Below are 12,353 nucleotides of genomic sequence, written 5' to 3'. Positions count from 1 at the left end.
ATGCCCGGCGGCGAGCCGGGCATTTTCTTATTCCGAAATCGAAGTCCGCCGTCAGCGATCGCTCGATTCAAACTGATGGCTGAGCGCCAGCGCCAGAAGGGTACAGACGGCACCGGACAGAAGATATCCGCCGGCGGCCATCAGACCGAGGTTGCTCGACAGCCAGAGCGCCACGAACGGCGCGAATCCGGCGCCGACCAGCCACGCCAAATCTGTCGTCAGCGCCGAGGCGGTATAGCGATAGATCTTCGCAAAGCTCGACGCGACCACGCCCGACGCCTGACCAAACGACAGTCCGAGAAGGATGAAGCCGATCACCATGAACACGATTTCGCCGATGTCGCCGCCATTCAGAAGCTGAGGCGCAAATCCGCTGAAGACCGCGATCGCGCCGGCCGTCGCCAGCAGCAGATTTCTGCGCCCGACGCGATCCGCGACGTATCCCGACAGAACGATAGCGATCAGCCCCACGAACGCGCCGATGATTTCGATGACGAGAAAGCGCGACGGGCTCTGTTGCGTGTAGAGAAACACCCACGACAGCGGGAACACCGTCACCATGTGGAACAGCGCGAAGCTCGCAAGCGGCGCGAACGCTCCGATGATGACGTGAACACCCTCGTGCTTCAGCGTCTCGCCGATCGGCTTGGGCTCTAGGTCCTGCTGCTCGAAGTGTTCGATGTATTCGGGCGTATCGACCATACGCAATCGGGCGAACAGCGCCACCACGTTGATTGCGAAGGCGACGAAGAACGGATAGCGCCAGCCCCAGTCGAGGAAGTCTTCGCTCGACAGGTTCGACGCGAAGAACGCGAACAGCGCCGCCGCCACGATCAAGCCGAGCGGCGCACCGAGCTGCGGAATCATCGCATACCAGCCCTTTCGGCTTTCCGGCGCGTTCATCGCGAGCAGCGACGGCAACCCGTCCCACTCGCCGCCAAGCGCCAAGCCCTGGCCGATACGAAAAATCGAAAGCAGAACCGCCGACGCCACCCCGATCGACTCGTATCCCGGCAGGAACGCGATGGCGACGGTGCAGGTCCCGAGCAGGAACAGCGTAATCGTCAGCTTGACGCTCCGCCCGTAATTGCGATCGAGCGCCATGAAAAGCACTGTGCCGATCGGCCGGGCAATGAATGCCAGCGCAAAGATCGCGAACGAATAGAGCGTGCCCGTCAGCGGATCGAGATACGGAAAGACGAGCTTCGGAAAAACGATCACCGACGCGATCGCATAAACGAAGAAATCGAAGAATTCTGATGTCCGGCCGATGATAACGCCGACGGCGATTTCGCCGGGGCTTACGTGTCCGTGCCCGCTATCCTGCTCGTATGTGGCGGAGGCTCCACTCATAGGCCGCTCATGCTCCTTGAACCGTGCCCTGGCTTCGCGCGCAAAACGGTCCGCGAGCCGCAATGGTAGCTTCTTGTCCCCTGACACCGCGCGAGGGCATTGGGCAAATTGTCCAATGTGCGAATGACGCAGAATTCAGGCCTTCAAAGCTTTTGCCTTGATCCTGTGGCCTTTGCCAAGGCCTCTCAGACGGGAAAGCCATCAATTCGGATGTCGCGGCTGGAACGCCCGGCCGCGATCGTGTGTCGCGTCAGGCCCGCGGAGGAATTTCGCTCGCCTGTTTCCGACCCTCGAGATGCCGTCTCATCAGCCAGCCGTCGCGGGGGTGTCTCAGCCTATGCACAAACAGCCGCAATCGTTCGCTGAGCGAAGGCGAAACCTCCACCAGAACGCGTCGGCGCTTTTGCTGTGCGGCCGGAGACAACGCAAACCCTCCCACTAGGTCGACAGTAGGCATGATAAGCACAGTGCCGTTTAAGCCGCGTTCAGCAGATATTCGGGATTTTAAGCTCTTGGCCCAATGGCCATGCGTTGTAGAGGCGCCGTTCGGTGGCCGTCTCTTTCGCTTATTTGGCCTTATCGTCGCGCCGTTCGTCGGCCGGTGGAGGCGGCGCGGCCTGCGGCACATAACCGTCGTAACCGGAGCCATCCGTGCCGTCGTCTTTCATCTGCTCCCGGTGATGCGCATTGCCCCGTTCGATCGGAACAACCGGCGCGGTTTCGTAGGCTTTTTCAGCCTGCTCTTGAATACGGATGCTTTCGGGAACGGAATCTGCAATTGCGATACGCCCGTACAAGGCAATCCCCAATCCGACCAGCACAATCAGCAGGCGACCGCACTGGAATCTGCGATGACCCTGCATGTCTGATGCTCCTCAGGCTTTGCGCGTTTTTCTGCCATCAAAGTACGAGAAAAAGTCCACTTTTTCAAACGGATCGGTCACTCTCATACGTTATTTGAATGATACTGATTGGCCTCTTGCGGATTCGTTTAACAAGCCCGCGAATTTTAAGGAATCCTCAACTAGCAGAGCACTTTGCGCACAAATTACTGAAACTTCGCGTAAAGTTTCTACCCTACTCAATTTAATTCCATTTCGAATCCGACAGAATCAATGAGCCGAATTCCTGACCCTTCCGACGACCGCCCGAAACCACCCGCCAGTTCGCCGTTCCTGCTGACGGTAATGTGCGTCGTCGTGGTGGCCTTGGCGACATGTGCGCTTTTTCTCGTTCGCTGACGTGCGGCGTCGCACGCTAAGGCAGTTGAAGCGACCCGGGGCGGCCGGCGACCCTTCTTGTGGCGCCAAGCGAAATACTTATGTGCCTCATAGCTAGGCGGTCTCGCGGCCGATCAGCCGGAGCATTAAGATGCAAAAACACATATTGACGGCGATGGCGGCGTTGCTTGCGAGCGCGGCGCCGGTCTGGGCGCAGCAGAGCGTCAGCCCGCAGCCTCAGGGCGGAACGGAATCAATCATCCGCACCCCGTCGAGCAATTCAGGCCAGCCTAACGGTGTATCCGGAAACGTAGCTACGCCAACGCCGATGTACCCCGGCCGCGTGCCCAACTATAGCAATCCGGCAGCGACTTACGGCCGGTTCGGAAGCCCCTATACCGGCGTCCGTCCCAGTCGGCGTTGAAACGGACGTGACTGCCTGTCACTTTGGCTGGGGCCGCGCCAGATAGGCGAAGTCGGACGTCACGCGATCGTATATCCCGCGTTTGAAAGGCACGATCAGATTTGGCACCGTCTCGATCGGTGCCCAGCGCCAGGTGTCGAACTCGGCCTTGGTCTCGCCTTTGGCCGAAATGTCGATGTCGCTGTCGTCCCCGAGGAAGCGCATCGCAAACCACTTCTGCCGCTGGCCGCGATAGCGCCCCTTGAGCGCCACGCCGAGCAAGTGCGAAGGAAGCTCGTAGCTCAACCACTCGGGATGTTCGGCGAGCACCTCGACGTGCGTGGCGCCCGTCTCTTCCCTGAGCTCCCGCAGCGCTGCAATTCGTGGCGCTTCGAATTTCTCAATCCCGCCCTGAGGCATCTGCCAGATATGATCTTGGCCCTCGCCGGCCCACTTCGGACGTCTGCGGCCGACCCAGACCAAACCATCCCGATTGAGCAGCATGATGCCGACGCAGATTCGAAACGGCAGCCCGCCGGGCGACAGGCTCGATGCAGTGGTCAGCAACGTCATCCGTCAGTTGATCCGTTATGGCATTCCGATCAGGGTCGCCCCTGATTCGCTAGTCTACAGAAATTCGTAGCATCCATATGACATTAGACTGTCATATATACAGTCAGAACCACCTCAAGAGCTATTTTGAGGCAGGATGCGGCTCAAAAAGCAGCACCGGCCGCTGTGCTATCCGCCGAAAGGACGAGCCAGCGGTGCGAATTCGTCGAGCACGTGCCGGTACACGTCGCGCTTGAACGGCACGATCAGATCGAGAAGCTCGCCGGCCCGAACCCAGCGCCACTCCGCGAATTCGGCATGCAGCCCCGCGGCCGCTGGGGTGATGTTGATTTCGCTTTCAGCGCCCGTGAACCGGTAGGCAAACCACATCTGCTTCTGGCCGCGATAGCGCCCGCCCCAGGCCACGCCGATCAATTCGGCCGGAAGATCGTAGGTAACCCAGTCCGAGAGCGCGGCGACCTGTTCCACCGACACCATCGCCGTCTCTTCGAAAAGCTCCCTCCGCGCCGCGACGGCTGGATCTTCGCCCGGATCGATTCCGCCTTGGGGCATTTGCCACCAGGTCCCGCGTCCCTCTGCGTCGCCCGGAAGATCGGCCCGGCGTCCGACCCAGACAAGCCCGTCCGCGTTGATGACCATCTGGCCGACGCACGGCCGATACGGCAGATCGCTGGCGTGGACGCTCGATTTCGATGGCTTGGTCATCGGCAAAGTCTCGGCTGTTGATCGCGGCTCGTCGATAGCACGAAGGGCGCCGATAAGGGCGCCCTCCATTCAATAAAACGACTGGAACATCTAAGGCTTCCGCCTCAGTTCGGCGTCACCTTCTTGTCGTCGTCCGAAGACGGGACCGGCACCTTCTTGTCACCGCCGTCGGTCGAAGGCTTGGCTGCCGGCGCATCCGGCGGCGTCGCGCTCGACGTCTCCGGACCCTTCGCCTTGCCGTCGAGGAACGAGATCGCGTACTGCAACTGCGTATCCTTATCGACGTCCTTGTTCACGAACGAAGGCGAGCCCGACGGTTCACCAAGGTCGTCATCCTTGGTCTGGTCCGTGCCATCCGGGTTCTTGAGGTGACCGCGAAGGCTCGCTTCACCGCGCGGCTTCTCGGCTGCGATCTTGTCCTTCAGATCGTCCGGCACCGCTTCCGCGACGTTGATATCCGGATCGATGCCCTTGGCCTGGATCGAACGGTTCGACGGCGTGTAGTAGCGAGCGGTCGTCAAACGGATGGCTCCGTTGGCGCCGAGCGGGATGATCGTCTGCACCGAGCCCTTGCCGAACGAACGCGTGCCGATGACGGTGGCGCGCTTATGATCCTGCAGTGCGCCCGCCACGATTTCGGACGCCGAAGCCGATCCGCCGTTGATCAGCACGACGATCTTCTTGCCGTCCGAGATATCGCCCGGCCGGGCGTTCGCCCGCTGCGTCTCTTCGTTGTTCCGGCCCTTGGTCAGAACGATCGCACCCTGCTCGAGGAAGTCGTCGGAAACCGCGATTGCCTGATCGAGAAGACCGCCGGGATTGTTGCGAAGATCGATGATAACGCCCTTCATATTCGGGCCGATCTGCTTGTCGAGGCTTTCAATCGCCTTCACCAGATTGGCGTGCGTCTGCTCGTTGAACGTCGAAATCTTGACGTACCCGACATCGCCCTGCGTGCTGAACTTCACCGGGTTGATGCGGATCACGTCACGCACGACCTTGACGTCGAACGGCTCGTCCTTGCCCTTGCGCACGACCGTCAGCGTGATCGGCGTATTGACCGGACCGCGCATCTTTTCGACCGCCTGTTCGAGTGTCAGCCCGGAGATCGCTTCGTTGTCGAGATGCGTGATGAGGTCATTGGCTTGCAGTCCGGCCTTCGCCGCAGGCGTATCGTCGATCGGCGAGACGACCTTGATGACGCCGTTCTCCATCGTGACTTCGATGCCAAGTCCGCCGAACTCGCCGCGCGTCTGCACCTGCATGTCGCGGAAGTTCTTTGGGCTCATGTAGGACGAATGCGGATCGAGCGACGACAGCATGCCGTTGATCGCCGATTCGATCAGCGCCGTATCGTCGGGCTTGTCGACATAATCCGACCGCACGCGTTCGAGCACGTCGCCGAACAGATCGAGCTGCTTATAAAGCTCGGAATTCTGCGACGACGTCGCTGAATAGGTCTGGGTGACGTTGAGGAGCGTTGTCGCCCCGGCCAAACCCGTCATCAGCAGGAATGTCCAGAATGCATAGTCTGTCTTGCGCATTAGCCTTGTACCTTCTGCTGACCTGATGCCCACCAGGGATCGGGATCGATAGGACGTCCATCTTTACGAAATTCAACGTATAATACCGGTCCGCTTACTGGTGCCGCGGACGATGAATTCTTTTGTCCACCACTCATTGTACCGACAGGCTCGGCGGTCAGGACGAACTGTCCGGGCTGGACATCGATCTGGGATAGCCCCGCGAGCAGAACATGATAGCCGTCGCCGGCATTAATGATCAAGAGTTGGCCATAGCTGCGGAATTCTCCAGCGTACACCACCCAGCCATCACATGGTGCCGTAACTTGGGCGGAATAGCGCGTCTCTACGACGATTCCCTTGGATTGCCCGCCAAATTGCGTCCGTTCGCCGAATGCCAGAGCGCGCCGGCCCTGTGCCGGTAACGGCAGTTTGCCGCGTGCGTCGGAAAATGGAATGGCAGGCTTGATACGGCCCGGACTTCCCGGCACGAGCGACGCGCCGGCAGGCTCGAGTTCCACCATCGCAACCTTTTGTCCACCGATCGAGGTCGGTGCCGGAGGTGATCCCGCCTCCGCTGCAGCCACGTTCGTTGCCGGAGCGGCGGCAGGCGCCGCTTTTGGAGCCGGAGCGGAGGGCGGCGGCGCGTTGGCGGCCTGTTGATTTCCACTGCTTGCCGCAGTGGCGACCTTGGACGCAGTATCTTCAAGCGGCGGAGGCGAAATCGTCTGCGGCCCCGAAGCTTGAGCCGCCGACGCGGCTTTGATGCCCTCGGCCTCGTGCCGCTTCTTCAGCTCGTCGTCGTAAGCGCCAAGCCCGGTCTTCTCCGTTACGGCCGCGTCGAGCTTTCCGATCAAATCCGAGAGGTTCTTTGCGCCCGTCATGATCTTGCGGGACTCTTCCTGCACCGCCACCAGCTGCGATTGGCGATCCTGAAGCGAAAGCTTTTTCGCTTCCATCAGACTGGCGAGCCGGGTCCGCGCTTCATTGAGCCGGTCGGTCTCCGCCTGCAGCCGAGCACCCTCGGTGCGGATATTGCTCATGACGCGCTGCAGATCGCTAAGCTGCGTGCCCAGAGCGAGCGCCTGATCCCTGAGATCGGGAAACGCCGACGCCAGCAGCATGGCGCTGCGAACCATCTTAAGAGCATCTTCGCGTCGCGTCACGAGAACGGGCGGCGGATTGCGGCCCATACGCTGCAAGGCGCTCAGAAGCGTCGCGATCTCGCCATGCCGTTGCGCCAGCGATCCGCGCACGATGCGGTCTTGCTCTTCGAGTTCCGACAAACGGCCTTCGATCGCCGTCATCTGACCTTCGCTGCGCTGAATGAGGCCGGCCGTGTCGATCAAGCGTTCGTTCAAACGCTCGCGCTCGGCGTCGAGCTGCGCCACGTCCGACTGGATCGTCAGCTCCTTGGCGGCATTGACGTCGAGTTCGTGCTTCTTCTCTTGCAGAATGCGCTTGGCCGAAATCGGCATCGGTCGGCACCGCATCCTCGGCGACGGCCAGCGTCGGACTGAAGGCAATCGACAGCGCCAGGATACCTGCGAAGCGCATGCATCCGCCGGCATCGCCGGAGCGGGAACGCAGAAAGCGCAAGGCGGGTTTGTTCTCTGACACGAAGCCTCAAGCCGATGGGCGCATGACGCCGGAAAGAACGGATGCCGCCCGCCTCGAAACCGGATCTGCGAATGATGCGTCGAAAAAATTAAGGGATTTCGAGCGGAGAGCAAATTTCAAATGCGTAATGGTTCGCCCTCGGAGGGTTTTATCGGCCGTTGCGACATCACAATTGCGGTGCCCCCCTGAAAGGCTTAAGCAAAACAATCGATTTGGCCCCGGAACACCCCGATGCAAACGTTTCTCTATCATGCCACGACTGTTGCTGTTTTCGCCGTGCTCTTCGTTCTGCTGTGGGGCCTGTGGAACATGATGAAGGGCACCAGCCCCAACCTCAGCCAAAAATTGATGCGTTGGCGCGTCGGGCTCCAATTCGTCGCGATTCTCATTATTCTTGCCTACGTCATTGTGACCCACTAATGGCCGACGTGGGCAGCGCGGCTCCAAAACAGCCTCGGCCACGCCATTTAGGCTGAATGAGATAAATCCAGGTCCAGAGACATGGTCGTACTGAACCGCATCTACACCAAGACCGGAGACGCCGGCACGACCGCGCTCGGAACCGGCGAGCGCGTATCCAAGACCTCGTCGCGGATTGCGGCCTACGGCACGGTCGATGAAACCAACGCCGCCGTTGGCGTCGCCCGCACCCACTTGGCCGGAAGCGATCCGGACGTCGATGCCATGCTTCTTCGCGTCCAGAATGACTTGTTTGATCTCGGCGCCGACCTCTGCGTCCCGGATAAGGGGCAAAAATTGCCCTACGAACCGCTGCGCATCGCCGACGCGCAGGTGTCCCGGCTCGAATCCGAGATCGATCTGATGAATGCGGAACTCGATCCCCTGCGATCCTTTATTCTTCCCGGCGGCACCCCCACAGGGGCGGCCCTGCACATCGCCAGGACGGTATCCCGCCGCGCCGAGCGGCTGATGGTCGAGCTGTCGAACGAGCCCGGCGAAACGGTCAGTCCGCCGGCTCTCAAATACATTAACCGCCTGTCCGATTTCCTGTTTGTCGCAAGCCGTTACGTCAACGGCCGCGGCAAAGGCGATATCCTGTGGGTGCCCGGTAAAAATCGCTGATCGCCGCGGCCGATGCTCGCCCCGGAACCCTGAGGCCAACTCCGGCAATATCCCGAGAGACGTGCCGGGTCGGTTAGGCGAAAGACTTAACCGGGAATGCTCGTTTTCACCCCCACCGCGACGCACGCGACGATTGACTCGAACAAAACCCACCCGTAGCTTTCGCTCTTCGCAGTTGCAAAAATTGCGCGTTTTATGCCGAAATCAAAACGGCATGGGCGCATGCCGCCCGGCCCGGGCGCGCGAAGTTGCACTGCAAAGAAACCCGCGTTCGTCCGAAGCGCGGGAAACAACAAACAGGGGAGCGCCAGAACTCTGGCGAAAGGCATGAAGATTGTTGTGCCGGTAAAGCGCGTCGTTGATTACAACGTTAAAATTCGCGTCAAGCCGGACGGCTCCGGAATCGACCTGGCAAACGTCAAGATGTCGATGAATCCGTTCGATGAAATTGCCGTCGAAGAGGCCGTGCGCCTCAAGGAAAAGAGCGGCGCCCAAGAGGTCGTCGTCGTATCGGTCGGATCGGCCAAATCTCAGGAAACGCTGCGCACCGCCCTCGCCATCGGCGCCGACCGCGCCATCCTGATCGAGGTGCCCGAAGGCGCCATCGTCGAGCCGCTTGCCGTTGCCAAACTCTTGAAGGCGGTCGTCGAAGCCGAAAAACCCGAACTTGTCATCCTCGGCAAGCAGGCCATCGATGACGACAGCAATCAGACCGGTCAGATGCTCGCAAGCCTGCTCGATTGGCCGCAGGGCACATTCGCGTCAAAGGTTGTCCCCGAATCTGGATCGCTGTCGGTCACGCGCGAGGTCGACGGCGGCCTCGAAACCATCAAGCTCAAGCTACCGGCCATCGTGACGACCGACCTGCGCTTGAACGAACCGCGCTATCCCTCGTTGCCGAACATCATGAAGGCCAAGAAGAAGCCGCTTGATGTCAAGAAGCCGGAAGACCTTGGCGTCGATATCGCCCCCCGGCTCAAAGTTTTGAAGACCGCCGAACCGGCGACGCGCAAAGCAGGCGTCAAGGTCGGCAGCGTTGCAGAGCTGGTCGAGAAGCTGAAAAGCGAAGCGGGAGTTCTTTAATGACGACACTTCTCCTCGCCGACCTCAACGGCGCTAGCCTCGCACCCGCCACTGCAAAAGCCCTTTCCGCGGCGAAGGACCTTGGCGGAGACGTTCACATCCTGGTTGCTGGCTCCGACGTTGGTAGCGCCGCCGAGTCCGCAGCCAAGCTTGCCGGCGTCTCCAAGGTTCTCGTCGCGGACGCCCCTCAGCTGGCCAACGGCCTCGCCGAAGAAGTGGCGGCTCTCATCCTGTCGATTGCGAAGGATTATTCGGCAATCGTCGCCGCCGCGACCGCCTACGGCAAGAACGTGCTGCCGCGTGTCGCCGCCAAGCTCGACGTGATGCAGATCTCCGACATCACCAAGGTCATCTCGCCCGACACGTTCGAGCGGCCGATCTACGCCGGCAACGCCATCCAAACGGTTCAGTCGCCCGAAGCGACGAAGGTCATCACCGCGCGGACTGCGGCGTTTGCCGCCGCGCCGGAAGGCGGCTCCGCCGCCGTCGAAACGATTTCGGCTCCCGCCGCAGTTGGAATCTCGACGTTCGAAAAGGCCGAGCTGTCGAAGTCCGATCGGCCTGAGCTGACGTCCGCAAAAATCATCATTTCCGGCGGCCGGGGCATGGGCAACGGCGAAAACTTCACCAAATACATAGAGCCTGTCGCCGACAAGCTTGGCGCCGCGATGGGCGCATCCCGTGCCGCCGTCGATGCCGGCTTCGTGCCGAACGATTGGCAGGTCGGCCAGACTGGCAAGGTCGTCGCCCCTGACCTCTATATCGCCGTCGGCATTTCGGGTGCCATTCAGCATCTCGCCGGCATGAAGGATTCGAAGGTCATCGTCGCGATCAACAAGGATGGCGACGCGCCGATCTTTCAGGTTGCCGACTATGGGCTCGTCGCAGATCTCTTCCAGGCGCTGCCCGAGCTCGATGCCGAACTGCAGAAAGCCGGACGCTGACAAACACCTGACCCGCGAGGACACGCTTTCATGTCGCAAGCTCAAAGGCTGATGGAAAAAGGCAAGGTCGGCGTCCAGCCTGCCCGGACGATCAGCAAAGTCGGTGTCATAGGCGCCGGCCAGATGGGCAGCGGCATCGCCCACGTCGCCGCGCTTTCGGGTTACTCGGTGGCCCTCAACGACCTGAAAAAGGAATCCTTCGACAAGGGCATCGAAGCCGTCACCAAGAACCTGGCGCGCCAGGTCTCAAAAGGCGTCATCACCGAGGAAAAGCGCGACCAGGCGCTCGAGCGCATCACGTTCGCGCCGACGATGGAAGCATTCGGGGACTGCGATCTCGTCATTGAGGCGGCGACCGAAGACGAAGCGCTGAAGAACAAAATCTTCTCCGCGCTTTGTCCGCACCTGAAACCGACCGCGCTGCTCGCATCCAATACGTCGTCAATCTCGATCACGCGGCTCGCGTCGAACACCGATCGACCGGAAGATTTCATCGGCATGCACTTCATGAACCCGGTGCCGGTCATGGAGCTTGTCGAATTGATCCGCGGCATTGCCACCGAAGATGAGACTTTCTCGACCGCGAAGGTGTTCGTCGAAAGCCTCGGCAAGACGACGGCGGTATCGGAGGACTTCCCGGCCTTCATCGTCAATCGCATCCTGCTGCCGATGATCAACGAGGCCGTCTACACGCTTTATGAAGGCGTCGGCACCGTCGAAGCCATCGACAAGGCGATGAAGCTCGGCGCCCACCATCCGATGGGACCGCTCGAACTCGCCGATTTCATCGGCCTCGATACCTGTCTGAGCGTCATGCAGGTGCTTTACGAAGGGCTTTCGGATTCGAAATACCGCCCGTGTCCGCTTCTGGTGAAATACGTTGAGGCCGGCTGGCTCGGCCGCAAAACCAAGCGCGGCTTCTACGATTATCGCGGCGAGAAGCCGGTTCCGACCCGATAAGTCTTCAGCCGCCCGTCAAGCTGCTCATAACCCCCGCGACACCGCCGTGCGTAATGAGCGCGCCGAGGCCCGGGTAAACGACGAACCACGACATCGCCGCAATGAAAAGCGTGACGCCGATTGCGATCGGCCACGACATCCCCCAGAACCGCTTGTGAGCCGCGGTCACGAAAATTAAAATTCCGAGCAGCGCCAAAACCGACAGCGATTCCCACAACGCTTGGAAGTCGAAAAAGATCTGGTTTTTGAGAAGACCGATCGTCACCGCGAAAAAGATCAGAGAAACGCTGATCCAAAGCAGCGCCCCATAGCTGACGCTCAGCACGCACAGCTTGACGTAAGACATCGGCGACCGCCGCTGCGTTCCGAGCGCACGGCAAATATAGTATTGGATCGGCGTCAGGATCGCCATGCCGACGTACTGCACGATCTCGTTGCGCACGACCTCGGAACTATCGGCCGTACTCTGTAAATTGAGCAGGATCGCATAAAGGCGCGGCAGGATGACGAATGTCAGCGTCAACTGCGTGCCGACCGTTGCCGTCAGGAAACCCCACTGCCCCCGATAGCTCGGATCGTCGGTCAAGCGGATGATCGTATCGATCGGATGGCGCAGAAACGACAGCGCGACCGCCAGCACGCCGTTTCGCCCGCGTGAATTCATAAACTCCGAGGTCAGTCCGCCCCAACCTTCCGAGACGCGCTGCGGCGAAGGCGACACCTCTGCCGCCGGGGCCCCGCAAGCGATGCAGAATTTCCCCTCCAGCGCCGTCCCGCAATTCGAGCAGAATCGCGCGGCCGCCGTCCCGGCATTTGCTCCCGATCCCAAACCTGCTTCGGTCATGGCCGCGAACCCCCGAATGCGCCGCTCCGATCGGCCCTTCTA

12 protein-coding genes are annotated in these 12,353 nt (G+C 60.6%); 5 read left to right on the top strand and 7 right to left on the bottom strand.

Features of this window, described 5'->3' with window-relative positions; translation table 11 throughout:
* Positions 1 to 51: 51 nt before the first annotated feature.
* The 6 genes from QM780_RS16640 to QM780_RS16615 all read right to left on the bottom strand — a co-directional run bounded on the left by QM780_RS16640 (position 52) and on the right by QM780_RS16615 (position 7,255).
* Positions 52 to 1,353, bottom strand: coding sequence for an MFS transporter (locus tag QM780_RS16640; RefSeq protein ID WP_415071551.1), 1,302 nt, complete (start codon positions 1,351 to 1,353; stop codon positions 52 to 54).
* 566 nt (positions 1,354 to 1,919) lie between these two features.
* Positions 1,920 to 2,216: a hypothetical protein gene (locus QM780_RS16635; RefSeq protein ID WP_415071550.1), complete on the bottom strand. Its 297-nt coding sequence runs from the start codon at positions 2,214 to 2,216 to the stop codon at positions 1,920 to 1,922.
* Between the two features lie 799 nt (positions 2,217 to 3,015).
* Positions 3,016 to 3,549 (bottom strand): RNA pyrophosphohydrolase, encoded by a 534-nt coding sequence (locus QM780_RS16630; protein WP_415071549.1) that lies wholly within the window; start codon positions 3,547 to 3,549, stop codon positions 3,016 to 3,018.
* 168 nt (positions 3,550 to 3,717) lie between these two features.
* On the bottom strand, positions 3,718 to 4,254 hold the full coding sequence (locus QM780_RS16625; protein WP_415071548.1) for an RNA pyrophosphohydrolase: 537 nt from the start codon (positions 4,252 to 4,254) through the stop codon (positions 3,718 to 3,720).
* Between the two features lie 104 nt (positions 4,255 to 4,358).
* Positions 4,359 to 5,798, bottom strand: coding sequence for a S41 family peptidase (locus QM780_RS16620; protein WP_415071547.1), 1,440 nt, complete (start codon positions 5,796 to 5,798; stop codon positions 4,359 to 4,361).
* Positions 5,798 to 7,255 (bottom strand): murein hydrolase activator EnvC family protein, encoded by a 1,458-nt coding sequence (locus QM780_RS16615; RefSeq protein ID WP_415071546.1) that lies wholly within the window; start codon positions 7,253 to 7,255, stop codon positions 5,798 to 5,800. The genes QM780_RS16620 and QM780_RS16615 overlap by 1 nt, the downstream gene beginning before the upstream one ends.
* A 373-nt stretch (positions 7,256 to 7,628) precedes the next feature.
* On the opposite strand from QM780_RS16615, the gene QM780_RS16610 reads away from it, so the two are divergent.
* The 5 genes from QM780_RS16610 to QM780_RS16590 all read left to right on the top strand — a co-directional run bounded on the left by QM780_RS16610 (position 7,629) and on the right by QM780_RS16590 (position 11,467).
* Positions 7,629 to 7,817: a twin transmembrane helix small protein gene (locus QM780_RS16610; protein ID WP_415071545.1), complete on the top strand. Its 189-nt coding sequence runs from the start codon at positions 7,629 to 7,631 to the stop codon at positions 7,815 to 7,817.
* 81 nt (positions 7,818 to 7,898) lie between these two features.
* Positions 7,899 to 8,480, top strand: coding sequence for a cob(I)yrinic acid a,c-diamide adenosyltransferase (locus QM780_RS16605; RefSeq protein ID WP_415071544.1), 582 nt, complete (start codon positions 7,899 to 7,901; stop codon positions 8,478 to 8,480).
* Positions 8,481 to 8,807: 327 nt separating this feature from the next.
* Complete coding sequence (locus QM780_RS16600; RefSeq protein ID WP_415071543.1) at positions 8,808 to 9,563, top strand: electron transfer flavoprotein subunit beta/FixA family protein; 756 nt, start codon at positions 8,808 to 8,810, stop codon at positions 9,561 to 9,563.
* Entirely contained in the window at positions 9,563 to 10,507 is a 945-nt protein-coding gene (locus tag QM780_RS16595) for an electron transfer flavoprotein subunit alpha/FixB family protein (protein ID WP_415071542.1), read from the top strand. Before QM780_RS16600 ends, QM780_RS16595 begins: the two co-directional genes overlap by 1 nt.
* A 30-nt stretch (positions 10,508 to 10,537) precedes the next feature.
* Positions 10,538 to 11,467, top strand: a complete 930-nt coding sequence (locus tag QM780_RS16590; protein WP_415071541.1) for a 3-hydroxybutyryl-CoA dehydrogenase — start codon at positions 10,538 to 10,540, stop codon at positions 11,465 to 11,467.
* A gap of 4 nt (positions 11,468 to 11,471) precedes the next feature.
* Here QM780_RS16590 and QM780_RS16585 read toward each other — a convergent pair whose 3' ends face one another.
* Entirely contained in the window at positions 11,472 to 12,311 is an 840-nt protein-coding gene (locus QM780_RS16585) for a zinc ribbon domain-containing protein (protein ID WP_415071540.1), read from the bottom strand.
* Between the last annotated feature and the right edge of the window lie 42 nt (positions 12,312 to 12,353).

Origin of the sequence: Hyphomicrobium sp. (assembly GCF_047600905.1) — a bacterium.
Taxonomy (GTDB): Bacteria; Pseudomonadota; Alphaproteobacteria; order Rhizobiales; family Hyphomicrobiaceae; genus Hyphomicrobium_B.
This window is presented reverse-complemented; position numbering and strand designations above follow the sequence as displayed.

Bases quoted from the DNA above. Each gene is read 5' to 3' on its own strand.
- QM780_RS16615 (WP_415071546.1), bottom strand. From the start codon at position 7,255: ATGCCGATTTCGGCCAAGCGCATTCTGCAAGAGAAGAAGCACGAACTC.
- QM780_RS16605 (WP_415071544.1), top strand. From the start codon at position 7,899: ATGGTCGTACTGAACCGCATCTACACCAAGACCGGAGACGCCGGCACG.
- QM780_RS16625 (WP_415071548.1), bottom strand. From the start codon at position 4,254: ATGACCAAGCCATCGAAATCGAGCGTCCACGCCAGCGATCTGCCGTAT.
- QM780_RS16640 (WP_415071551.1), bottom strand. From the start codon at position 1,353: ATGAGTGGAGCCTCCGCCACATACGAGCAGGATAGCGGGCACGGACAC.
- QM780_RS16630 (WP_415071549.1), bottom strand. From the start codon at position 3,549: ATGACGTTGCTGACCACTGCATCGAGCCTGTCGCCCGGCGGGCTGCCG.
- QM780_RS16590 (WP_415071541.1), top strand. From the start codon at position 10,538: ATGTCGCAAGCTCAAAGGCTGATGGAAAAAGGCAAGGTCGGCGTCCAG.
- QM780_RS16600 (WP_415071543.1), top strand. From the start codon at position 8,808: ATGAAGATTGTTGTGCCGGTAAAGCGCGTCGTTGATTACAACGTTAAA.
- QM780_RS16610 (WP_415071545.1), top strand. From the start codon at position 7,629: ATGCAAACGTTTCTCTATCATGCCACGACTGTTGCTGTTTTCGCCGTG.
- QM780_RS16635 (WP_415071550.1), bottom strand. From the start codon at position 2,216: ATGCAGGGTCATCGCAGATTCCAGTGCGGTCGCCTGCTGATTGTGCTG.
- QM780_RS16585 (WP_415071540.1), bottom strand. From the start codon at position 12,311: ATGACCGAAGCAGGTTTGGGATCGGGAGCAAATGCCGGGACGGCGGCC.
- QM780_RS16620 (WP_415071547.1), bottom strand. From the start codon at position 5,798: ATGCGCAAGACAGACTATGCATTCTGGACATTCCTGCTGATGACGGGT.
- QM780_RS16595 (WP_415071542.1), top strand. From the start codon at position 9,563: ATGACGACACTTCTCCTCGCCGACCTCAACGGCGCTAGCCTCGCACCC.